The sequence below is a fragment of the Reyranella sp. genome (genome assembly GCF_004296935.1).
Classification (GTDB): domain Bacteria; phylum Pseudomonadota; class Alphaproteobacteria; order Reyranellales; family Reyranellaceae; genus Reyranella.
Map to the genome: position 1 here is coordinate 1 of NZ_SCVH01000103.1, position 23,354 is coordinate 23,354.

Below are 23,354 nucleotides of genomic sequence, written 5' to 3' on the forward strand. Positions count from 1 at the left end.
TTGGTCCCGGTCAGCGTCAGCGTGCTGGCCGTCCCGGCCGCACTCTTGGTCAGTGCACCGGTGCCGGAGATGTTGTTGGCGATCGTGATCGCGGCGTCCGAGCGGTCGATCAGCAGCGTGGCGTTGTTGACGACGGCGCCGGTGCCCAGCGTGCCGGCCGTGCCGCCCGCACCGATGCTGAGCGTACCTGCCGAGATGGTCGTGGTGCCGGTGTAGGTGTTCGTGCCGGTCAAGGTCGCGACGTTGGCCTGGAGCTTGGTCAGCCCGCCCGTGCCCGAGATGTCGTTGGCGACGGTAACGACAGTCGAGCGGCTGATCTGCAAGGTGCCGTTGTTGATCACCGCACCGCTGCCCAGGGATCCGGTCGTCGTGTTGTTGCCGATGCTGAGCGTGCCGGCCGAGATCGTCGTCGTGCCGCTGTAGGTGTGGGCGCCTGTCAGGTTCGTCGTCCCTGCGCCATCCTTGGTGAGGGAACCGGTGGTCGTGCCGATGACACCCGCAAGGGTGAGGGTGCCGGCGCCGCCGACCGTCAGGTCCTGTGCCGCCCCGCCGATCACGCCGTTCAGCGTCAGCGTGCCGGCATCGGAATTGATTCGGGTCGCGCCCGCCAAGGTGATCGCGCCGCCATAGGTATTGGCGCCGGAGATGTTGCGCAGGGCGCCAGCGGCGGAAACGCCGGTCCCATTGAGCGTCAGGGCTTCGGCGCCGACCGTGATGTTGTTCTGCAGCTCGAGCGCGGCGCCGTTCGCCACCGTCACCCCGCCCGCCACGGTACCGAGCGCGGTGGCGTTGCGGATGTTGAGCACGCCCTCCGAGATCGTGGTCGCGCCGGTGTAGGTACTCGCACCCGACAACGTGACCGTGCCCGCCCCATCCTTGGTGAAGGTGCCCGTCGTCGTGCCGATGACGCCGGACATGGTCGTGTTGCCGGCGCCGCCGACCGTGAGATTCTGCGTGGCGCCGCCGACCGCGCCGCTCAAAGTGAGGGTGCCGGCATCGGAGTTGATGCGGGTCGCACCGGCCAGGGTAACGGCGCCGGCCAGGCTGTTGGTGCCCGAGATGTTGCGCAGCGCGCCGCCGGCGGAGATGCCGCTGCCGGCGAGCGACAGCGCCTCGGCCCCGACCGTGATGTTGTTCTGGACCTCCAGCGCCGCACCGCTGGAAACGGTCGTGCCGGCGGCCGTGGTGCCGAGCGCCGTGTTGCGCTGGATGTTGAGCGCGCCGGTCGTGATCGTGGTCGCGCCGGTGTAGCTGTTGGCGCCGCTCAAGGTCGTCGTGCCGGCGCCGAACTGGCTCACCGTGCCGGTCCCGGAGATCACGCCCGAGACCGAAAGCGCGTCGGAGCGGTTGAAGCGCAGGGTACCGCCGGTGGTGACGACGCCGTCCGTGCCCAGCGTGCCGGTCGTGCCGCCCGCGCCGACCTGCAGGATGCCCTCGGTGATCGTCGTGGTGCCGCTGTAGCTGTTGGTCCCGGTCAGCGTCAGCGTGGTGGCGGTTCCCGCCGCGCTCTTGGTCAGCGCGCCCGTCCCGGAGATGTTGTTGGCGACGGTGACCGCGGCATCCGTCCTGTTGAACAGGAGCGTGCCATTGTTGATCACATCGCCCGTTCCCAGGGTGCCGCTCGTACCGCCGCCGCCGACGCTCAGCGTTCCCGCCGAGATCGTGGTCGTGCCCGAGTAGGTGTTGTTGCCGGTGAAGGTGAGGCTTGTTCCGCTGGCGACCGTCGCGCCGGCTCCCGAAATCACCGGCGCGACGGTCGACGTCCCAGTGGCGGTGAGCGTCGACCCGGCCTCCAGCTGCAGGGTGCCGCTGCCCAGGACGGAGGCATTGGCGAGGTTGAAGGCGGATTGAACCGTGTACGTCTGTCCGCCGCCGATCGTAAGTGACCCCGCTGTCAGATCGACCGTGCCGATGGTGAAATTGCCGCCGATGGCCGGCTGGCTGCCCCCGGCGGTGCCAAAAACCGCCGTATCGCCGGCGCTTGGCACGCCATTGTTCCAGTTGGCGGGGGTGCCGTAGTCGGTCGTCCCGCCGGTCTGCCACGTCGAAGTCGACTGGGCACGCGCGATTCCGACGTCCCCGGGGAGGACGCTGAGTACGGCAGCAACACACGCTGCCCGACGCTTCCCGATCGAACGGACCGCCCTGCTGATTGCACTTTTTTTCATTCGAGAGATGCAGATTTGCATACTACAGGAATGACACTTTATTGAATAGCTACTGCGGAATTATTGATATGGATCAGGCGGTTCCGATGAGAATCTAGTTTCTACAGTAAAATCATGGACTTATCCGAAATTTCTCAGCTCGGCTGAACGCCAAGGAGGCAAAATTGTGACCACGCAACCAGCCCTTCCAGGCCCAACCTTCGGTAGAAGAACGGCTGTCACCCTGTGCCTCGGCGTGTTCGTCGGTCCCGCGCTGGCGCAGCAAACCTCGCCTCAAATGTTTCTCGAGGCGATCTATAAGCCTTATCTCGCGAAGGATTTCCCGGGACAGCCGTATCAGGAGGCGAGCCGCTTCTTCGTGCCCGCCCTCGCGCGCACCATGACGGCCGACTTCGCCGCCGCCCGGCGGCGCGGCGATGTCCCGACCCTCAACGGCGACCCGTTCGTCGACGCGCAGGATTGGGAAATCACGAAGCTCGCCATCGCCGTCGTCCCCAAGGGCACGACGGCGGCGACCGGCACGGTCACCTTCGCCAACCTCGGCCAGGCGAAAAAGCTGCTCATCGATCTGGAACAGACCCCTGCCGGCTGGCGCATCGCCGACATCAGGGGTCCGAATGGCGCCCTCAGCGCCCTCTACACCAGGCGCTGAACGGAGAGGCGCTGAACGCCGGCCGGACGGTCAGTGCCGCCAGCTCGTGTCGGTCTTGTCGAGTTTGCGTATGAGGGCGGCGAATTCGAGATCGCCGATGGCGCCGCCACCCTTTTCGGAGAAGCCGTCGACATCGGCGCCCGACTTGGCGGCGAGATTGTCGCCCAGGATGTTGAGCGTGCCGGCGGCGCCTGCATCGAGCTGGATCTGGCACGCCCGCTCCAGGCGATAGAGTCGTATGAACGCCTCCGGCACGGTGCGGCCGGTGGTCAGGATGCCGTGGTTGCGCAGCATCATGGCCTGGTTGTCGCCCAGGTTCTCCAGCAGGCGGCCGCGCTCGTCGAGGTCGAGGCTCGGGCCCTCGTAGTCGTGATACGAGAGCTTGCCGTGGAAGGTCGTGGCCGCCATCGAGATCGGCAGCAGTCCTTCCTTGAGCGCGCACACCGCCATACCGGCGCGGGTGTGGGTGTGCATCACCACCTTGTGGCGCGCAGCGTGGGCCATGTGGACGGCCGAATGGATGACGAAGCCCGCGTAGTTCACGGGATAGTCGGACTTGCCGATGATGTTGCCGTCGAGGTCGATCTTCACCAGGTTCGAGGCCGTGACCTCGTCGTAGTTGAGGCCGAACGGATTGATCAGGAAGTGCGGCTGCTCGCCCGGCACGCGCGCCGTGAGATGGCCGTAGATCAGCTCGGTCCAACCGAAATGGTCGACCAGCCGGTAGGCCGCGGCGAGCTGGCGGCGCAGCACCGCCTCGCCTTCAGCCGGCGGCAGCGAGCCAATGTCGATACCGGTCAGCGGCATGTCCTGGGCGATGTGCATGTCCATGGGCGGTTCCTCCCGGCGGAAACAGGCGAGGGGCAAGCTTAGGCCCGCGCGGTATGCTCCGGCAACAAAAGAGGAAACACCAGATGGCCGAAAAACCGCGCCTCGATACGACACGCCTGCAGAAGATGGCGCAGGCCTATTGGGAAAGTGCGGCCCTGATGGCCGCGGTCGAGCTCGAAGTGTTCACTGCCATCGCCCATGGCCAGGACACGATCGCCGCTGTCGCCAAGGCGGTGGGCATCAGCGAACGCAACGCCGAGCGCCTGCTGACCGTCCTGGTCGCCATGACGCTGCTTGGCCGCGAGGGTGACCGCTTCGCCAACGCGCCCGATGTGGAACGCTTCCTGGTGAAGGGCGCCGACCGCTACGCCGGCCCCTGGATCCTGTTCACCAAGCCGCGCTGGTCGGCCTTCGGCGAACTCTCCAAGCGCCTGCGCAATCCCGAGGAGAACCGGCTCGGCGCCTATGTCGACTTCACGGTCGAGGATGCCCGGCGTTATCACGCCGCCACCTATTCCATCGGCATGGGCGCGGCCCGCCTGTTCAGCCGCAGCGTCGATCTGAACGGCCGCAAGCGCCTGCTCGACCTCGGCGGCGGCTCGGGCGCCTACAGCATCGTGGCGACGCAAACCTTCCCGGGCCTGAAGGCGATCGTGCTCGACCTGCCGCCGGTCACGGTGGTGGCCGACGAATACATCGCGGCCAACAACGCCGCGGACCGCGTCACCACGCTCCCCGGCGATTTCACACGTACCGAGTTCCCCCAGAACATCGACGTCGTGGTGATGGCCAGCAACCTGCCGCAATACGAGCCCGACCTGATCCGCCTCGTGGTCGGCAAGGCCTTCGCCTCGCTCGTCCCCGGCGGCGAGATGCATCTCGTGGGCGAAACCCTGCACGACGACCGGCGCGGGCCGCTCTCCGCCGCCCTGTGGGGCCTCAATGAGGCGATCCAGCACAGCACAGGCCGCGCCCACACCGAATCGGAGGTGAAGTCCTATCTGCAGGGCGCGGGGTTCGTGGACGTCGCCGTCCACCCCTTCGTGCCCGGCGTGCTGTCGCGCATTGCCGGCCGCAAACCCGGCTGATTTGCCCGGGGGTTGCACCGGCCGGGCCATTCGACTATCTGTCGCGTCCGGCCCTTAGCTCCCTTCGTCTAGAGGCCTAGGACGTGGCCCTCTCAAGGCTAAAACACGGGTTCGAATCCCGTAGGGAGCGCCAGCCGGAAACTCAAAAAATTTGGCTGGTATCATGCTTTCCGTGCTGGTGGCGGCGCGAAGATGGGGAAGTGGCATGCAGCATTCACTCATTGCACTCTTGATCTTCCTGGGCTCGCTAGGCGCGGCACAGGCCCAGACGGTCGCCGAGGTCGCGTCGAAATGGGGCCTGCTGGGGACATGGCAAATCGATTGCCGTGCTCCCGTCAGCCGGAGCAACGGCGCCATTACGTATTTGGTGACAGGCGGGAAGCTTCAAATGCAACGCGACTTCGGTGGCGACAAGAACGCCGGCAACGATACCAACACGATCGTCGCGGCGGCGAGAAAGCCGGACGGGACGCTCGAATACACCACGGTCTTTCCATCACTCGGTCAAACCCGCCAGCAGACGGACACGAAAGGGAGCGATGGCCGCAGGCGAGCCCTCTCCAACCGAAACGTGGACACCAACGAATATACGATCAAAGACGGCAAGCTCGTCAGCAACGGCACCGACAGCCTGTGGCAAACCCGCTGCCGTTGAGGAAAGCCGAAAGCGCCTCGACCCGGCGAACCGGGCAATGGTACAAGGACGCGTTCAAACTGAGCTGGTTTGACCTCGGCGCGAACGGCAAGAAGCACCGCGGTCATTGAGTTTTTCCACTTGAGCGCTCAGTCCTGTCGGAAGCGCCAAGCCGGGACGCAAGCAGGCATTCCCTTGGTCTTCGTTACCAGCTCCACCAGATCATCACCCCAGGGCGGCTACGCCGCCGACCTCGCCCTGCTGGCGATCGGCGGCAGCGCGCTCCTGATCGCGATCATCCTGTGGTTCGACAACGCCCAGGGCGGGCTCACCGGCAACGGCGTGTTCAAGAGCCTCGAGCTGAAGGCCTGGGTGGTCGATCCCGCCTCGGCGCCGCTCTATCCCGCGAACTATCTCTTCTATCCGGTCTATGGCGCGCTCTGCCGGGTGCTCGACCTGCTGGGTGTCTTCGCGGGCGACCCGCGGCGGCAGATCACCATCCTGAACGCGGTGAGCTGCAGCCTCTGCCTCTGCGCGGTCTATCTGCTGGTGCGCGCGCTGACGGGCGACCGGCTGGTGGCGCTGCTCGCCGCCCTGTTCCACATCTCGTCCAGCTTCGTGATGTTCCTCGCCATCGTGAACGAGGACATCCTTCCGAGCTACACGCTGCTGTTCGCGTCGATGGCGCTGGGCGCCGTCTGGTTCGCCCGGCCGACGACGGCGCGGGTGGTGGCGGTGGCGGCGCTGTTCAGCCTCGCCTGGCTGTTCGAATGGCGTCTGATGTTCCCCACCCTGCCCGCGATGCTGGTGGCGCTCTGGCTTGGCGAGAAGCATCCGGCGCTGCGCGTCGGCCGGAGCGCGCTGTTCCTCGCCACCATGGCCGCGATGGCGAGCGTGGCGGCGCTCGCCTCGCACGGACACAACGGCGCCGTCGGGCCGCTCGATCTCCTGTGGACGGGCAAGGCCGTGAACTCGGTGTGGGCGGGCTTCACCTGGCCCAAGGTCGGCTACCTGTGGGACGGCATGGTGGCCTATCTGCTGGGCGCCGGGGTGGCGGCGATCCCCGGCATCCCGGGCTGGGACATCTGGCGCTACACCGCCACCGTCTGGATGCTGGCGATCGCCGCTGTGGCGGTGCCGATGCTGTGGCGCGCCCGTCACGACAGCCGCGCCGTGGCGCTCGCCGCCGTGTTCGGCGTCACCTTCGTTGCGGGCTCGGTGTTCAACCTCTATTCCCAGCCGCAGGATCCGCAGATGCAGATCAACGTCATGGCCTGGCTGACGCCGGCCTGGGCGCTGGTCCTGGTGGCGGCCCAGCGGCGTTGGGGCGCCCGGGGACTGGCGGCGCTCGGCGCCCTTACCATCACCCTGCTCGCCTACAACGTCTGGAGCCTGGCGCCGCTGCGCGGCCTCGACGGCAAATGGCAGCAGGCGGTCGAGCGCCTGGAAAAGGAATCCGACCCGGCGCGCACGGTGTTCGTGCTGCATGATTTCGACTGGTCGATGATCTACGCCTCGCTGCACTGGGGAACCGCCGAGCCCGGCGTCGAGGCGCTGGGTCCGGCGCCGCAGGCCCTGCCGAAGTTCAAGTGGATCGGCTTCACGGGCCAGGTGCTGCGCCATCCGGAGTGGACCACCGAGGCCCATGTCGCCGACCTCCGGCGCCAGATCGATCGTGCGCTTGAGCTCGGGTACGACGTGCTGGTGGCCCGGCTGTGGTCGATGGAGCAGAAGCAACTCGAGACCGAGACCGGCATGGTCGCCGACAGCGCCCGCCTGGCCGCGCTCCACCGCCTGCTGCGCACCGACTATGCGGCGACACTCGCCTTCGACGATCCGGTGGCAGGGCCATTCCACCGCTTGCGGCGCGCACCAGGGCGATAGGATCACCCTCTCCTCCCCTTCGCGGAGTCCGCGAAGGGGAGGTGTCGGCCGCATAGGCCGACGGAGGGGTCGGAAGCACCAGTCGCGTCGCTCATGACCCCTCCGTCGGCGTAAGACGCCGACACCTCCCCAGCGTAGCTGGGGAGGAGAAGAGGCGCGGCCGTCCTTACATCGTGGCTTGTTGAATCCGTCGCTCGTCGAGGCCGACCGAGCGCGCCGTCTCGACGATGGCGGCCCAGGTATCGTCGGGCAGCGGCACGCCCTCGGCCAGCCGCTTGGCGCGGGTGCGGGATTCAGGCTCGCCCGGCACCAGCACTTCGCCGCCGGCGCCGGCAGGCTTCGAACTCTTCACGAAGGCCACGTATTTGGCGATGTCGGCCGGGAAGAATCCCGCGGGATCGAACACCCTGGGATCGACGTAGAACGACAGCATGCCGTTGGCGAAGCGGCCGCGCTTGGGGTCGGTGGCGCCGTTGCCGCTGAGCGACCCGCCCAGCATCTCGCACATGAAGGCAAGGCCCGAGCCCTTGTGGTCGCCGAAGGCCTGGATGGCGCCGGTGCCCTTGGCATGCTCGCGCGGGCCGGTCGGGGTGTAGTCACCGTAGAGCAGGTGCGGATCGGCGCTGGGCTTGCCGTCGGGGCCGATCAAGGCGCCGTCGGGCACCTTCTTGCCGCCCTGGCTCGCCACCAGCACCTTGCCTTCGGCCACGATCGAAGTGGCGAAGTCGAGGACCAGCGGGTCCTGGCCGGGCCGCGGGATGCCAACGCAATAGGGCGCCGTCGAGAAGCGCCGCTCGACGCCGCCGTAAGGCGCCACGAGCACGCTGCCCGAGGCGTTGACGAAGTGGATGGAGACGAGTCCCGCCTCGGCCGCCATCTCGGCCCAGTCGCCGACGCGGCCGACATGGCCCGCATTGCGCAGGGTCACGGCGGAGAGGCCGTTCTTGAGGCATTTCTCGATGCCTATGCGAACCGCCTGCGGCGTCACCGTCTGGCCGAAGCCGTACTTGCCGTCGACGACGGCGATCACCGGCGTGTCGATCACGACCTCGACGGTGACATCGGACACCACCGTGCCGTTCTTCTTCTGGACGGCGTAGCGCGGCACGCGCACGACGCCGTGGCTGTCGTGGCCCGAGAGATTGGCGCTGACGAGATAGCGGCCGATGCGGCCGCCCTCCTCCTTGGAGCAGCCGGCCGAGGCAAAGATGTCCGCGACGAAGGCTTCGAGCGCCTCCGCCTTGAGGGTGACCGTCATGTCAGGCCTTGCCGCGCTGGAGGTTGGCGACGTAGCCGCGGTTCCAGGTCGGCGTGATCCAGACCTCGTTGATGCAGATGTGCGCCGGCAGGCAGGCGACGTAGCGGATCAGGTCGCCGACATCCTCGGACTGCGCCATCTTCGCCCGCTCCCCCTTGGTCACCGGCACCGGCCGTTTGTCGAGGATCGGCGTTGCCACCTCGCCCGGCAGGACCACGCTCGAGCGGATGCCGTTGACGCACTCTTCCATGTTGATCGTATGGCTCATGGCCACCACGCCGTGCTTGGCCGCCGAGTAGGCCGGCCCGCTCAGCAGGCTGGCATGACGGCCGGCCATCGAAGAGGTGTGGATCAGGATGCCGTCCTTCTTCTTGCGCATCATCGGCAGCACCGCCGTCGTGCAGTAGAAGGCGCTGGAGAGATTGCCGTCGATCACCTGCTTGGCACTAGCCGGCGTGAGTTTCGCCCATTGGCGCTCGAGGATATTGAGGCCGGCGTTGTTCACCAGGATGTCGCAGCGGCCATATTTCTTCTCGATCGCCTTGGCGATCCTGGTGACGGACGCCGCCTTCATCAGGTCGCCTGCCTGGATGTCGGCCTTGCCGCCCGCCTTCTTGATCGTGGCCACCGTCTCCTGCAGCGGCGCCTTGCGGCGGCCGGTCAGGACCACGGTCGCGCCCTCTTTTGCGAGTGCCACTGCCGCAGCCTGGCCAATACCCGAGCCAGCACCGGTCACCCAGGCGACCTTGCCCGTCAACGAACCCATTACTCTCTCCCCAATCCTGGAAAACGACGACTAGAGCACTTTCCCGGTGCCGTCGTCGATAAGGTGCATGTTGCTGAGGTCGGCTCTCAGCTTCATGGACTGGCCCGCCGTCGCGCCGGCATTGGGGTTGACCCGGCCGCAGATACCGGCGCCGGCAATCGTGAAGTAGACCAGCGTTTCCATGCCCATCGGCTCGTCGACGTCGATCATCATGTCGAAATCGTGCTGGTTGGGCTCGGTGTGCGGGCGCGTCTCGGCGATGTGCTCGGGTCTGAGGCCGAGCACCAAGCCGGCCTTCCCAGCATGGCTGGTGTAGCGCGCTGTGCGGTCGGCGGGCACCGGGAACGAGAGCTTGTCGCTGAGGCGGAGACGGAGCGCACCGGCCGCCTGCTCGAGCTGGCAGGGGATGAAGTTCATCGCAGGCGAGCCGATAAAGCCGGCCACGAACTTGGTGGCCGGGGAATGATAGAGGTCGTTGGGCGTGCCGACCTGCTCGATGACGCCGTGGTTCATCACCACCACGCGATCGGCCAGCGTCATCGCCTCGACCTGGTCGTGGGTGACATAGACGGTGGTGGTGGGGACGAGCTGGTGCACTTTCTTGATCTCGGTGCGCATCTGCACACGCAGCTTGGCGTCGAGGTTGCTGAGCGGCTCGTCGAACAGGAACACCTTGGGATTGCGCACAATGGCGCGACCCATGGCGACACGCTGACGCTGGCCGCCCGACAGCGCTTTTGGCTTACGGTCCAGCAGCATCTCGATGTCGAGCATTCTGGCGGCGTCGTCGACACGGCGCTTGATTTCGTCCTTGGGGAGTTTGCGCAGCTTCAGGCCGAAAGCCATGTTCTCGAACACGCTCATGTGCGGATACAGCGCATAGTTCTGGAACACCATGGCGATGTCCCTGTCCTTGGGCGGCACGTCGTTCACCACGTCGCCGTCGATCCAGATCTCACCGGAGGTGATTTCCTCAAGTCCGGCGATCATGCGCAACGTCGTGGATTTTCCGCAGCCGGAGGGGCCGACGAGCACGACGAACTCGTGATCATCGATCTCCAGGTCGATACCCTTTACCGCCTGGACGTCGCCCTCATACTCCTTGACGATCTTGCGGATCGAAACCTGCGACATGCCGTCTATCCCTTCGTTGCGCCTGCCGTCAGGCCGGCGACATAGTAATCCATCAGGAACGTGTAGATGATGATGGGCGGAGCCGCCCCCATGACGCATGCAGCCATGATCGTGCCCCAGGCGAACACGTCGCCCCGGATCAATTCGCGGACGATGCCGACCGTCAGCACCGCCTGATCCGCGCTGTAGAGATAGGCCAGCGGATACAGAAACGCCCCCCAGCCCACGGTGAAGGCGAAGATGGTGGCGGCGATGATCCCGGGCAACGCCACGGGAATGAAGATCTTCAGCAGGATCTGCGGGTAGCTGGCGCCGTCGATCAATGCTGCTTCATCGAGCTCCTTCGGGATCGAACTGAAATAGCCGATCATGATCCAGGTGCAGAACGGCACCGCGAGCGTGGGAAACAGCAGCACCAAGACCCAGGTGTTGTTGATCAGGCCGAGCGAACCCACGACCTGGAACAGCGGGATGAACAGCAGCGACGGCGGCACCAGGTAGGTCAGGAAAACACCCGTGGAAATCACCTGGCTGCCCTTGAAGCCCATGCGCGACAGGCTGAAGGCGGCGAGGATGGCGATCGTCATGCTGAGGATCACCACCAGCGCCGTGACCCAGACCGAGTTGAAGAAATAGCGTTGGAACTGTTCGTTGGTCACCAGATAGACGAAGTTGTCCAGGGTCGGATTCTGCGCAATCCAGGGGCTGCCCTTCTGCGCCGAGATCTCGGCCGACGACTTCAGGCTCGTCATGATCATGTAGAAGGGCGGGACAAGGAAGATCACCACGAAGACGCTCAGCGCGGCGAAGCTGCCGCGCAGCGCCCAGCGGTTCTGCCGCTCCAGGCTGCCGACCTTGGCCTTGCGCGGGACCGCGTTCGCAGTTGCCGTGACGCCGGTCATGTCGAAATCTCCTTGCTGCGCTTCAGTACGTCGCGCAGCACGAAGAACGCCAGCGTTGCCAGGATCGGGAACATGAACAGGCTGACCGAGGCGCCGCGCGGAATGTTGCCGGACTCGATACCGACGTTGAATGCGTAGGTCGCGAACAGATGGGTGCTGTCCTGGGGGCCGCCGTTGGTCAGGATGCGCACGATGTCGAAGTCGGCAAAGGTGACGATCAGGCTGTAGAGCACGGTGATCAGGATGATGTTCCGCATCATCGGCAGCGTGATGTAGATCAGCTTCTGCCACGCGGTGGCGCCATCGATGGCGGCGGCTTCGTAGAGCTGTTCGGGCACCGACTTGAGGGCCGCGAGATACATGATCATGAAGAATGGCGCGCCGAACCAGGTGTTCACCACGATCACCGCGATGCGCGCGTTCCATGTGGTGCCGAGAAACGGGATGGACTCGAAGCCGAACCAGTTGAGCGTCCAATTGAACGCGGAATAGGACGGGTCGAACAGCCACCACCAGCTAAGCGTGGACAGCGATAGCGGAATCACCCACGGCACCAGCAGCAGGCCGCGCCAGATACGCTGGTTCTTGCCGCGGATATTGTGCATCAGATGCGCTAGGATGAAGCCCAATGTCGCCTTCATGACCACCGCGGTGATCGCGAACAGGCAGGACTGGAAGATCACCAGTTGAAAGGACGGGCGGTTGAGAAGGTAGACGAAATTGTTGAGCCCGACGAAGTGCTCCATCTTGCGGTCGAGCATGCTGAGAAAGATCGCATAAAAGGTCGGATAGACCTTGAGTCCGACGATCAGGACAATGAGCGGCGCGCACAACAGAAGCGCGGTGGTTGAACGTCGCCTCGCCAGCTTCTTCAAGCTGCCCACCCGGCGTGACGCGGACGCCTTCGCCGAGCCCGCGCCGATCACCATTGTGCTACCGTCGGCCATTCAAGTCTCCTCGATCGAGAAGAAGCGACGTTCAGAGCTTCTTGGGCCAATCCCGTCGCGAGAAGGTCCGCCTGACCGGACGGGCACGATGCCGCGGCCGGTCAGGCGTCCACAACACGTCACATGAAGCCTTCGAGCTCACGATTGCCCCAGGCAATGACCTGGTCGATCGACTCGCCCGCCTTCAGCTTGGCCAGCATGGTCGGCGCCGTGCCGCGGTTGTAGATCTGCACCGCGATTTCCGGAGGAGCCGGCATGTGCGCCAGATGCGCGACCGCATTGTGTTGCTTGCGGACCGGGTAGTTGTAGACGGTCCCGACGGGCGGCCCGATCTTGTCCCAAACCTTCGACTCGGACATCTTTGCGAACGGCGGCAGATCGTAGCCCATGACCGCGGTGCTGCGGGCATCGACATTGTCGGGTTGCATCAGGAACTCGATCAGATCTTTCGCCGCACCCTTGTTTTGCGCGAACTGCCAGATGCCCCAGAAGTTCATGCTGTGCGGCTCGAACCGGCCCTTCGGGCCCGACGGTATTGGGAAATGCCAGGTGTCGGCAGCCACCGCCGGTGCATCGCGCACCGCCACGGCCCAGGCCGACGGCGGATTGTAGATGAACGATGCGTTGCCGGCGATCAGCGCGCGGTTGTTCGACCCATCGTCCCAGCTCTGCGCATCGGCCGGCAGGAACTTCACCAGTTTCTGGCAGTATTCCAGCGCCTGGCGGACAGCCGCCGACTTGATCTGGATTTTGCCATTGGCATCAACCAGCTCGGCGCCGAAGGAGGCGAAGATCGACCCCGCCGTATCGACATTGTCCGCCGTGGTGCCGAGGCCGATGCCGAACGGCTTGCCCGCCTTGAAGCAGGCCTCGGCGGCCTTCAGCATGGCCTCGTTGGTCCACGCCTTTGCCTCGGCAGTCTCCGGCACGTCCGCGGCCGGATACATCTTCACGACGTCGATGCCGGCAAATTCCTTCATCATGCTGATACGGGCGGCCGGGCCCTTGTTCTGCGTGCCCCAGCTCGACGGCACGGCAACCCACTTGCCCTTGACCTTGCCCAGGTAGTTGGCCACCGCGTTGGCCTCGCCATTCTTGGCGATCAGCCGGCCGACCACGTCATCGACATTCTCGAGTTTGTCAGCGTGATCCCGCACGTTCCAGTTGCCGATCGTGATGACGTCATGACCGCGGCGGGCCTGCGCCTCGGCGTTGATGGTCAGCAGAGTCTGCCGGCCCTGCGAAGTGATGAAATCGGCCTTCACCTCGACCTTGTTCTTTTCGGAAAAAGCGGCGACCTGCTTCCTCATCTCGACATTGCCGGCCGGCACCCAATGGTCCCAGAAGAATATCGAGACCTGGCCCGCGGCATAGGCGCCCCGGACGAACGGTGCAGTGACCATGGCTGTCGACAGAGCAGCCGTGCCAGCCACGAATCGACGACGATTGACCTTCTTCGAAGCCATCTTCAATTCCTCCCTTGTGCCGTCCAGGTTGGCCGGCTGGTCCCTATTGCCCACGTTACCGCGAAGCGATGGCTCCTTTTTCCGGAGCCTTGCGCGAATGCTATGCACAAGACGCCGCCCAAGCAATGCATTTTGCGGCCAGCAAATGCCGGCGACGCTCTTCTCCCGTCGCGTCTCCGTTGCTAGACCCCTTCAGCATGAACCGAACTCTTGCCCCCAATCCCTGGCTCGCCGCCGTCGAGCCCTCCCCCATCGGTGAAACCAAGCGCTGGGTGCTGGGCCGCAGCTTCCCCACCGAGCGGCCACTGATCGATCTCAGCCAGGCGGTGCCGGGCTATCCGCCAGCAATGGAGATGCGCAAGCATCTTGGCGAACTGCTGCTCGATCCGGCGGTGCACGGCTACACGCCGATCCTCGGATTGCCGATCCTGCGGGAAACCTATGCAGCCCATCTCTCGACTTTCTACGGCGCCCCTATCGGCGCCGACGAGGTCGGCATCACCTCGGGCTGCAACCAGGCGTTCTGCCTGGCGCTCATGAGTCTCGCCAAGGCCGGTGACCAGGTGATCCTGCCCAGGCCGCACTACTTCAATCACGACATGTGGATGCGCATGCAGGGCGTCGAGCCGGTATCGCTCGATTTCCGCCCCGGCTCGGGGGCGGTGCCCGACGCGGAGGACGCGGCGAAGCTGATCGGTCCGCGCACCCGTGCCATCATCCTCATCTCGCCCAACAACCCGACCGGCGCCGTCTATCCGCGCGCGACCATCCACGCCTTCTACGAGCTCGCCAAGCAGCGTGGCATCGCGCTGATCCTCGACGAGACCTACAAGGATTTCTTGCCGGAGGGCGAACGGCCGCACGATCTGTTCGCCGATCCATCGTGGCGCGGCACGCTGGTGCACCTCTACAGCTTCTCCAAGGTCTTCGCGCTGACCGGTTACCGGGTCGGCGGCGTGACGGCCGGGGCGAATCTGATGGCGGAGATCGAGAAGGCGATGGACTGCGTCTCGATCTGCCCGCCGCGCCTCGGCCAGGAAGCAGCCCTCTATGGCCTGCGCAACCTGCTGCCCTGGGCGCGCGAGAACACGAAGGGCTTGAAGGCGCGGGCCGATATGCTGGGCCAGGGCCTCACGCGCTCGAACCGCTGGCGACTGGTCAGCATCGGAGCCTACTTCGCCTATGTCGAGCATCCCTTCGTGGGCCAGCGTTCGACCGACGTATCCAAGCGCCTCGCCGACGAGGAGAACCTCCTGACCATTCCGGGCGACATGTTCGGCGCCGGCCAGGAGCGCTTCGTGCGACTGGCCTTCGCCAATGTCGCCGATGACAGGATTCCCGCCGTGCTGGAGCGTCTGGAACGCTTCGGCGCATAGAAATATCGGAACGGAGCAAGAGATGCCGCAGGCAACGACACCGGATGGCGTGAAGCTCTACTACGAGGAAATCGGCAGCGGCACGCCCATCCTCTTCGTCCACGAATACAGCGGCGACTGGCGCAGTTGGGAACCGCAGATGCGCTTCTTTGCCCGCCGGCATCGCTGCATCACCTATTCCTTTCGCGGTTACCCGGGCTCCGATGTGCCGGAAAGCGCATCAATGTACTCCCAGCAGCATGCCGTCGACGACGCCAGGCATGTGCTCGACCATCTGAAGATCGCCAAGGCGCATGTGGTTGGCCTGTCGCAAGGCGCCTTCGCCACCGCACATTTCGGCCGCTGCTATCCAGACCGGGCCCTTTCGCTGACACTGGCAGGCGTCGGTTCCGGCGCCGGCCGGGACGGCCACGAGCAGTTCAAGAAGAACGCCCAGGCGACGGCGAAGAAAATTCGCGCCGAGGGTATGGCGAAGTACGCCGAGAGCCTGATCGGCAATCCGACACGCTCGCGCTTCAAGCAGAAGGACCCGCGCGGCTTTGCCGAGTTCATCCGCAATCTCGGCGAGCATCCCGATATCGGCGGCGCCAACACCATGGAGAACTACCAGGGCAAGCGGCCGTCGCTGTACGATTTCGAGGATGAGTGGAAGAAGCTCGACCTGCCGACACTGATCATCTGCGGCGACGAGGACGAGCCCTGCCTGCAGCCCAGCCTCTACCTGAAGCGGGTGCTGCCGAACGCCGGGCTCGCGATGTTCGCCAAGACCGGCCACACGGTGAACATCGAGGAACCGGACGCCTTCAACCGCGAGGTCTGGAATTTCATCGCCCTCGCCGAGGCCGGCAAGTGGACGCCGGGCCATCCGGAGGCGATCGGCGCTAGCCCGGTCTGACCGTCACAGCGTGGTTGAGCGGACCGAGGCCGCCGCCGTAGCCCGGTGCGGCCTCGATGGCCTGCCGGACGTAGGCGCGCGCACGGGCGACGGCATCGCGTAGCGACATCTTCTGCGCCAACCCCGTCGCAATTGCGGAGGCGAGCGTGCACCCCGTGCCGTGCGTGTTGCGGCTATGAATACGCGCATCCTCGAAGCGGTCGAAACGTCCGTCGTGGAACAGCAGGTCGACCACGCGATCACCCTCGAGATGGCCGCCCTTCATCAAGACAGCTCTGGCCCCCAGCCGCGCGAGGCGCTCGGCGGCGCGGCGCATGTCGGCCTCGCCCCGAACGGGAAAGCCGGCCAGGACTTCCGCTTCCGGCAGGTTGGGTGTCAGCAGGGTTGCCATCGGCAACAGCACGTCGCGCATTGCCGCTTCGGCGTCGCTCAACAGGAGCCGGTGGGCACCCTTGCTGGCGACCATGACGGGATCGACGACAAGAGGGGTCGAGGGCGCGAGTCTGGCGATCGCACCCGCCACCGCAAGGATCACCTCGGTGCTGTGCAGCATGCCGGTTTTCAATGCATCGGCCCCGATATCCTCCAGAACCACCTCGATCTGCTGCACGATGAAGGCAGGATCGATCGGCACGACGCCATGCACACCCTTGGTGTTCTGGGCGGTGAGCGCAGTGATCGCCGTCGCGGCGAAGCCCGCCATCGCGGTGACGGCCTTGATGTCGGCCTGGATCCCCGCCCCGCCGCCGGAATCCGAGCCGGCGACGATCAGGACTCTACCCTTCACGTGGGACCCTTCATGCCGCTTGCCGGGGAATCGCTTCGATGATCTGGTCGACGACGGAGCGCACGAGGTCCGAGTCGTCGCCCTCGGCCATAACGCGGATCAAGGGTTCCGTTCCAGACTTGCGCACCAGGATGCGACCGTTCTTGCCGAGCTTCTGCTCGGCGGCGGCGATCGCCTTGACGACCGACATCGCGCCCATCGCGGCGTTGGCGTCGCCGACGCGCACGTTCTTCAGGAGCTGCGGCACCGGCGTGAAGGCATGAAAGGTCTCGCTCGCCGGCTTGCCTGTCTTGATCAAGGCCGACAGCGCCTGCAGCGCCGCCATCAATCCGTCACCCGTCGTGGCGTGATCGGTCATGATGATGTGGCCGGACTGCTCGCCACCCAGGTTGAATCCATCGGCACGCATCCGCTCGAGGACGTAGCGGTCTCCCACCTGCGTACGCGCCAGAGACAGGCCGCGCGACCCGAGATAGCGCTCCAATCCGAGGTTGGACATGACCGTTGCAACCACGCCACCACCTGTCAGCAGCCCGTCACGCGCCCACTGGTCGGCAATGATGCCCATCAGCTGATCGCCATCGATCAGCCGGCCATGCTCGCAGACCAGCAGGACGCGATCGGCGTCGCCATCGAGGGCGATGCCGACATGGGCGCCATGCGTGACCACCTGCTCCTGCAGGACAGCCGGATGAGTGGAGCCGCAGTTGCCGTTGATATTGAAGCCATCGGGCGACACGCCGACGCGGATCACCTCGGCGCCCAGCTCCCACAGGACCGTGGGTGCCACCTTGTACGCGGCGCCATTGGCGCAATCGACGACGACCTTCAGCCCCGTAAGATCGAGACCGCGCGCGGCCGAAGCCTTCACGGCCTCGATGTAGCGGCCATCGACGTCGTCGAGCCGCCTGGCACGGCCGATGGCGGCCGATGCGGCGAGTTGCATGCCTTGGGGTGACGCGACGAGCGCCTCGATCTCGCTTTCCACCGCATCGGAAAGCTTGAAGCCGTCCGGGCCGAACAGCTTGATGCCGTTGTCCTCGTAGGCATTGTGCGACGCCGAAATCATCACGCCCATGTCGGCGCGCATCGACCGCGTCAGGAAGCCCACCGCCGGCGTCGGGATCGGGCCCAACAGGAGGACATCGACACCGACCGACAGGAATCCCGCGGTCAGCGCCTGCTCGATCATGTAGCCGGAGAGGCGGGTATCCTTGCCGATGACGGCACGGTTGCGGTGGCCTTCCCGCTTGAACACCTGTCCGGCCGCCATGCCGATGCGCATGGCGATCTCGGCGGTCATGGGGTCGCTGTTGGCGCGGCCGCGCACACCATCGGTGCCGAAGAGGGAACGGGACATGCGTTGAAGCCTATCGCATTGCCGTCGAAACCGCGAGAGCCTGCCGGGTGGCGGCGATGTCGTGCACCCTGACGATGGCAGCGCGCCGCCGTGTCGCCTCGACCGCCAGCCAGACCGAAGCCGGGTCGCGGTCGCGGGGCTCGGCAAGCCCGGTGAGCTTGCCGATGAAGCCCTTGCGGGAAGACCCGACCACCACCGGGTAGCCGGCCTCGGCGAGGCGGCCGGCCCCGGCGATCAACGCCAGGTTTTCGGACACGCTCTTGCCGAAGCCGATGCCCGGATCGAGTGCGATGCGCTCGCGCGCAATGCCGGCCGTCTCGCAGGCCAGGGCCCGCTCGAGCAGGAACCGCCGAACATCCTCGACGACGTCGCCGTAGGCCGCTCCCTCGTACATCTCCTCCGACCGTCCGCGCCGATGCATCAGGACAACGGCCGTGCCGGTCCTGGCCGCCAGCAGCAGCAGTTCCGGATCGTCACGGAGCGCCGAAACGTCGTTCACGATCCGCGCCCCGGCGTCGAGACATGCGCGCGCCACCGCCGCCCGCCGCGTGTCGATCGACACGACCACCTTCTGCCTGGCAAGCGCCGCGACGACGGGAAGAACCCGTCTCAGCTCCTCCTCGGGCGGCGTCGGCCGCGAGCCGGGGCGCGTGGATTCGCCGCCGACATCCACGATGTCGGCGCCCTCCGAGACGAAACGCAGGCCATCGTCGATGGCCTGCGCCGGGTCGAGGCGTTCACCGCCGTCGGAAAACGAATCGGGCGTTACGTTGACGATCGCCATCAAGCGCGGGCGATCGAGCAGAATGCCGGCGTAGACCGCCGTCAAATGCCCGGCTGCGGCTCGGGATTGGCGCCCGGCGCCGGACCGCCGCTGCTGCTGCTGGTCGGGACCGAGGCGCGTCGACGCCGCTCCTGTCCCGCCCCGCCGGTGTCGTCGCGGACGATCTTCTCGCCGCGCAGGACCTGACCGATCTCTTCGGTGCCGAGCGTCTCGTATTCGAGCAGCGCCTTGGCGATCTTGTGCAGTTCGTCGAGGCGTTCCGTAAGGATCACCCGCGCCCGGCCCTCGGCCTCCTCGATGAGGCGGCGGACTTCCTGGTCGATGATCTGCGAGGTCGCCTCGGAAATGTTTTGCGTCTGGGCCACCGAGTGGCCGAGGAACACTTCCTGCTCGTTCGCCTGGTAACGGACGCGCCCGAGTTTATCAGACATGCCGAACGAGGTGATCATGGCCCGCGCTGTCTGGGTCGCCATCTGGATGTCGCTGGCGGCGCCGGTGGTCACATTCTCCGGTCCGAAGATGATGTCCTCGGCCGTGCGTCCGCCGAACAGGATTGCCAGCCGCGACTCGAGGAACTGCTTGGTGTGGCTGAGGTGGTCGCGTTCGGGCAGCTGCATGGTGACGCCCAAGGCGCGGCCGCGCGGGATGATCGTGACCTTGTGCAGGGGATCGCTCTTGGGTACGTGCATGGCGACCAGCGCATGGCCGGCCTCGTGATAGGCCGTGAGCGTCTTTTCCTCGTCGGTCATCGCCATGGAGCGGCGCTCGGTGCCCATCAGCACCTTGTCCTTGGCGTATTCGAAGTCGGCCATGGTGACGAGGCGCTTGCCGACGCGGGCAGCGCGAAGCGCCGCCTCATTGATCAGGTTCGCAAGGTCGGCGCCGGAGAAGCCCGGCGTGCCACGCGCGAGCACCCGCGGATCGACGTCGGGCGCCAACGGCACCTTGCGCATATGGACTTTCAGGATCTTCTCGCGGCCGCCGACGTCGGGGTTCGGCACCACGACCTGGCGGTCGAAGCGGCCGGGCCGCAGCAGGGCGGGATCGAGGACGTCCGGACGGTTGGTGGCGGCGATCAGGATCACGCCTTCGTTGGCCTCGAAGCCGTCCATCTCGACCAGCAACTGGTTGAGCGTCTGCTCGCGCTCGTCGTTGCCGCCGCCCAGGCCCGCGCCACGATGGCGGCCGACCGCGTCGATTTCGTCGATGAACACGATGCAGGGCGCGTTCTTCTTTGCCTGCTCGAACATGTCGCGCACGCGGCTGGCGCCCACGCCCACGAACATCTCGACGAAGTCGGAACCCGAGATGGTGAAGAACGGCACATTGGCTTCGCCCGCGATGGCGCGCGCCAACAACGTCTTGCCGGTACCCGGGGGGCCCACGAGCAGGCAGCCCTTGGGAATCTTGCCGCCGAGACGCTGGAACTTCTGCGGGTCCTTCAGGAAGTCGACGATCTCCTCGAGCTCGGCCTTGGCCTCATCGATGCCGGCGACGTCGTCGAAGGTGACGCGACCGTGCTTCTCGGTCAGCAGGCGCGCCTTCGACTTGCCGAACCCCATGGCCCGGCCGGTGCCGCTTTGCATCTGGCGCAGGAAGAAGATGTAGACGCCAACCAGCACCAGTACCGGCAGCCAGCTCACGAACATACTGCCGAGATTGACGCCCTCCTCGGCCGGACCGGCGTCGACCCGGTCGACGTTCTTGATCAGCATCGGCATGAGCTGCTCGTCGGGCGGCGTGCTCGGGACGTAGGTCGAGAACTTCTGCACACCGTTACGCGGCTCGCGGAACGTGCCCGTGATCGTATTGCCCTGGATGCGGACATCCTGGACCTGGCGCTGTTCGACCGCGCGCACGAAGTCCGAATACGAGACCGTGTTGCCGGCAGTCCTTGTCGCACCGCCCTGAAACACGCTGTAGAGCAGCGCGAGCAGCAGTACGATGACGATCCACAGGGCGGCGTTGCGATTGAACGGGTTCACAGGGTTCTTTTCCGTTGAATGGGGCTTCAATCTACATGGGATGCGGCACGCCCGCCGCAAGCGAAAAATTCAGCCGGAACGAGGGGCTGGCCTCCGTTCCTGCCATTTTCGGGCCACACAATCCAGCGCAGCCGGCGGCTTCCGGGGACCTGCCGGAGCGTCAGACGGCACGCCGACAGCGTGAAATCCTGACCTTTGCCCGATTTGCCGCGGAGAACGGGGGCTGCCAGACGGCGGGCCGCCCGCTCCGTCCTGTCGCGGCGCGGCGCATGATCGCGGCCGCCGACGGCCAGAACGACCCGGCTCAGCAGCCGCGCCTGCAGTTGGGTGCCCAGCCGGCAGAATCCGGTCCGGTCGATGACGGCAGCGCCCACCTGATCGAACTCCAGCGTTTCGACCGCCGCCTGGGCCAGACGTCGTTCGCCTGCCGCGCGGATGCCGCCCTCGCCGGCCGGCGTAGTGTCCGCCGTTGAAGCAGCCGCGCGCAGGCGCGCCCGCTCGAAGCGGAGGTCCACATTCGACGGATCGTCAATCCACGGCACGCCGCGTGCCAGGAGGGTCGCGGTCAACCGCGCCCGCGGCACCGAAAGCAACGGCCGCAGCAGGCGCACGTGTGGCCGTTCGACCAGCGCGGCCATGCCGGCCAGGCCGTCGAGGCCGCTGCCGCGCGCGGCACGCATCGTCACCGTCTCGGACTGGTCATCGGCATGGTGGGCCAGCAGGAGATGCAGGATGCCCTGCCGCCGGCATTCGTCGGACAACAGGCGATAGCGTTCGGTCCGTGCGGCCGCCTGCAGGCCGCTTTGCGGCTTCGGTCCAGACCAGCGAAGGACACGGGCCTCGATACCTAGTCGATGCAACAGGTCGCGCGTGCCGGCCGCTTCCTGTGCCGATGCGGCGCGCAGGCCGTGATCGACGATCAGAGCCATGAGCCGCCCTCCCCGCGCCGTCGCCCAATCCCGCGCCAGCAATGTCAGCGCGAGCGAATCGCGACCTCCCGACACGGCCACGGCGACGACGGGACCGCTCTCGAATGGCTCGAACGGCGCCATCAGGTGTGCGAACGCACCAGGGCTGACTGGTTGGACGTCAGCCGGCTGCGCGTCCGCCGGCGTCAACCGCAACCGTTCTTCTGGCGCTCCTGCACGATCCGCCGCTTCTGCAAATCGGTGGCGCGCGGATAATCCTGCGCGAAGCGCGCGAAGATCGCGCAGGCATCGGGCTTGCGGCCAAGGTTCGCCAGCGTGACGCCGAGCTTCAGGAGATTGTCGGGCCCCTTCGGGCTCGTCTTGTAGGCCTTGTAGCCCTCGGCAAAGGCCGTCATCGCGTTCTGGTAATCGCGGCGCGCATAGTAGGTTTCACCCAGCCAATACTGGGCATTGCCAGCCAGCGCATGTTGCGGATTGCGCTGCACGAAAGTCCGGAACCCCTTCTCGGCGCCGGCATAGTCGCCATCCTGCAACTTCTTGAAGGCATCGTTGTAGACTTGGTCGGCGGCACCTGCGGCCGCTGCGGCCTGCGGTGCCGCGGCGGCAGTCGGCGGTGCAGTCGGGCGCGCACCAGGCGCACCGCCCGGGCGGCCACCGCCCTTTTCGACCTGCTCCAGGCGGAACTCGTAGTCCGCCTGCATCTTTTCCATCTGCTGCTGGAGTTGCTGGTTGCGATACTGCAATTGCTCGATCTGCCCGGTGAGGAGCGAAATCGCCTGCTGCAACTGATTAAGCCGGTCCTCGACATAGACGGGGTCACCCCGTTGAGCGACCGCTGCGGTCGGCAGCGCCAGGGCGACGAGGATCAGGAGCCGTAAGGGCATCTTCATGGCAGGCGATTGTTTCAATTCAAACGCGGCCATTTTCAGGCATGGCCGCCCGGCCTCCAAACGAAAACGCCGGCCGAAGGGCGGCCGGCGCTCGAAACTGTTCCAGGGTCACCTGCAGCCGTGGTGCCCTACTGCAGCGCGGTCACGGCACGACGGTTGCGCGCCCACGCCGCCTCGTCGGAACCGACGGGATCCGGACGTTCCTTGCCGAAGCTGATCGTCTTGATCCGCGCCGCCGGGATGCCTTGTGCAATGAGATACTGGCGGGCCGCGTTGGCGCGACGCTCGCCCAGCGCCAGATTGTACTCGCGCGTGCCGCGCTCGTCACAATGGCCTTCAACTGTGAGCTGGTAGTTGGTGTATTTCTTCAGCCATTCGGCCTGTTTGCCGAGCGTCGCACGTCCGTCTTCACGGATGGTCGACTGGTCGGTGTCGAAGAAAACCCGATCTCCGACGTTCTGGCGGAAGTCGGCAACCGATCCGGGTGTCACGGTCGTGGTTGCCGGCGCAGCCGCCTGTTCGCTACTGCAGGCCGCGATAAGGAACATCGCGGCGATGGCCGTCAAAGCTTTGATCATGCGCATTTTCCATCCACTCCCTGACAACATCGACCCGGGC

At 65.9% G+C, this 23,354-nt stretch carries 21 protein-coding genes and 1 tRNA gene; 7 read left to right on the top strand and 15 right to left on the bottom strand.

From position 1 onward, the window contains the following. A partial coding sequence (locus tag EPO55_RS14540; protein WP_296337647.1) for an autotransporter-associated beta strand repeat-containing protein occupies positions 1–1,988 on the bottom strand: 1,988 nt, incomplete at its 3' end. 415 nt (positions 1,989–2,403) lie between these two features. On the opposite strand from EPO55_RS14540, the gene EPO55_RS14545 reads away from it, so the two are divergent. Continuing rightward, positions 2,404–2,820, top strand: coding sequence for a DUF3828 domain-containing protein (locus EPO55_RS14545; protein WP_296337649.1), 417 nt, complete (start codon positions 2,404–2,406; stop codon positions 2,818–2,820). Positions 2,821–2,850: 30 nt separating this feature from the next. On the opposite strand, the gene EPO55_RS14550 is transcribed toward EPO55_RS14545, so the two are convergent. Then, positions 2,851–3,651 (bottom strand): class II aldolase/adducin family protein, encoded by an 801-nt coding sequence (locus tag EPO55_RS14550; protein WP_296337650.1) that lies wholly within the window; start codon positions 3,649–3,651, stop codon positions 2,851–2,853. Positions 3,652–3,734: 83 nt separating this feature from the next. Between EPO55_RS14550 and EPO55_RS14555 the strand changes: the two genes are divergently transcribed. The 4 genes from EPO55_RS14555 to EPO55_RS14570 all read left to right on the top strand — a co-directional run bounded on the left by EPO55_RS14555 (position 3,735) and on the right by EPO55_RS14570 (position 7,257). Continuing rightward, entirely contained in the window at positions 3,735–4,739 is a 1,005-nt protein-coding gene (locus EPO55_RS14555) for a methyltransferase (protein ID WP_296337651.1), read from the top strand. A 57-nt stretch (positions 4,740–4,796) separates the two neighbouring features. Then, positions 4,797–4,872, top strand: a tRNA-Glu gene (locus EPO55_RS14560). Positions 4,873–4,902: 30 nt separating this feature from the next. Beyond that, positions 4,903–5,394, top strand: coding sequence for a hypothetical protein (locus EPO55_RS14565; RefSeq protein WP_296337653.1), 492 nt, complete (start codon positions 4,903–4,905; stop codon positions 5,392–5,394). A gap of 174 nt (positions 5,395–5,568) precedes the next feature. Then, positions 5,569–7,257, top strand: a complete 1,689-nt coding sequence (locus EPO55_RS14570) for a hypothetical protein (protein ID WP_296337654.1) — start codon at positions 5,569–5,571, stop codon at positions 7,255–7,257. Positions 7,258–7,423: 166 nt separating this feature from the next. Here EPO55_RS14570 and EPO55_RS14575 read toward each other — a convergent pair whose 3' ends face one another. The 6 genes from EPO55_RS14575 to EPO55_RS14600 all read right to left on the bottom strand — a co-directional run bounded on the left by EPO55_RS14575 (position 7,424) and on the right by EPO55_RS14600 (position 13,730). Then, entirely contained in the window at positions 7,424–8,515 is a 1,092-nt protein-coding gene (locus EPO55_RS14575; RefSeq protein WP_296337655.1) for a malate/lactate/ureidoglycolate dehydrogenase, read from the bottom strand. 1 nt (position 8,516) lies between these two features. After that, on the bottom strand, positions 8,517–9,281 hold the full coding sequence (locus tag EPO55_RS14580) for an SDR family oxidoreductase (RefSeq protein WP_296337656.1): 765 nt from the start codon (positions 9,279–9,281) through the stop codon (positions 8,517–8,519). 30 nt (positions 9,282–9,311) lie between these two features. Then, on the bottom strand, positions 9,312–10,415 hold the full coding sequence (gene ugpC / locus EPO55_RS14585) for a sn-glycerol-3-phosphate ABC transporter ATP-binding protein UgpC (RefSeq protein ID WP_296337657.1): 1,104 nt from the start codon (positions 10,413–10,415) through the stop codon (positions 9,312–9,314). A gap of 5 nt (positions 10,416–10,420) precedes the next feature. Beyond that, positions 10,421–11,317 (bottom strand): carbohydrate ABC transporter permease, encoded by an 897-nt coding sequence (locus EPO55_RS14590; RefSeq protein ID WP_296337658.1) that lies wholly within the window; start codon positions 11,315–11,317, stop codon positions 10,421–10,423. Further along, on the bottom strand, positions 11,314–12,264 hold the full coding sequence (locus EPO55_RS14595) for a sugar ABC transporter permease (RefSeq protein WP_296337659.1): 951 nt from the start codon (positions 12,262–12,264) through the stop codon (positions 11,314–11,316). The genes EPO55_RS14590 and EPO55_RS14595 overlap by 4 nt, the downstream gene beginning before the upstream one ends. A 119-nt stretch (positions 12,265–12,383) precedes the next feature. Further along, a complete protein-coding gene (locus EPO55_RS14600; protein WP_296337660.1) occupies positions 12,384–13,730 on the bottom strand; it encodes an extracellular solute-binding protein in 1,347 nt (448 codons plus the stop codon). Between the two features lie 197 nt (positions 13,731–13,927). Here EPO55_RS14600 and EPO55_RS14605 point away from each other — a divergent pair, with 197 nt between their 5' ends. Beyond that, positions 13,928–15,106 (top strand): aminotransferase, encoded by a 1,179-nt coding sequence (locus EPO55_RS14605; protein WP_296337662.1) that lies wholly within the window; start codon positions 13,928–13,930, stop codon positions 15,104–15,106. A 22-nt stretch (positions 15,107–15,128) separates the two neighbouring features. Beyond that, positions 15,129–16,001, top strand: a complete 873-nt coding sequence (locus EPO55_RS14610) for an alpha/beta hydrolase (RefSeq protein WP_296337663.1) — start codon at positions 15,129–15,131, stop codon at positions 15,999–16,001. On the opposite strand, the gene thiD is transcribed toward EPO55_RS14610, so the two are convergent. The 7 genes from thiD to pal form a co-directional block, all read right to left on the bottom strand. Then, positions 15,988–16,788, bottom strand: a complete 801-nt coding sequence (thiD, locus tag EPO55_RS14615; protein ID WP_296337665.1) for a bifunctional hydroxymethylpyrimidine kinase/phosphomethylpyrimidine kinase — start codon at positions 16,786–16,788, stop codon at positions 15,988–15,990. The genes EPO55_RS14610 and thiD overlap by 14 nt on opposite strands. Positions 16,789–16,798: 10 nt before the next feature. Continuing rightward, positions 16,799–18,148: a phosphoglucosamine mutase gene (gene glmM / locus EPO55_RS14620; RefSeq protein ID WP_296337666.1), complete on the bottom strand. Its 1,350-nt coding sequence runs from the start codon at positions 18,146–18,148 to the stop codon at positions 16,799–16,801. Positions 18,149–18,158: 10 nt separating this feature from the next. Beyond that, complete coding sequence (gene folP, locus EPO55_RS14625) at positions 18,159–18,977, bottom strand: dihydropteroate synthase (RefSeq protein ID WP_296337667.1); 819 nt, start codon at positions 18,975–18,977, stop codon at positions 18,159–18,161. Further along, on the bottom strand, positions 18,974–20,917 hold the full coding sequence (gene ftsH, locus EPO55_RS14630; protein ID WP_296337668.1) for an ATP-dependent zinc metalloprotease FtsH: 1,944 nt from the start codon (positions 20,915–20,917) through the stop codon (positions 18,974–18,976). Before ftsH ends, folP begins: the two co-directional genes overlap by 4 nt. Before the next feature lie 26 nt (positions 20,918–20,943). Further along, positions 20,944–21,969, bottom strand: coding sequence for a tRNA lysidine(34) synthetase TilS (gene tilS / locus EPO55_RS14635; RefSeq protein WP_296337669.1), 1,026 nt, complete (start codon positions 21,967–21,969; stop codon positions 20,944–20,946). 62 nt (positions 21,970–22,031) lie between these two features. After that, complete coding sequence (gene ybgF, locus EPO55_RS14640) at positions 22,032–22,769, bottom strand: tol-pal system protein YbgF (RefSeq protein ID WP_296337670.1); 738 nt, start codon at positions 22,767–22,769, stop codon at positions 22,032–22,034. Positions 22,770–22,864: 95 nt separating this feature from the next. Beyond that, on the bottom strand, positions 22,865–23,284 hold the full coding sequence (gene pal / locus EPO55_RS14645; protein WP_296337699.1) for a peptidoglycan-associated lipoprotein Pal: 420 nt from the start codon (positions 23,282–23,284) through the stop codon (positions 22,865–22,867). Positions 23,285–23,354 lie beyond the last annotated feature (70 nt).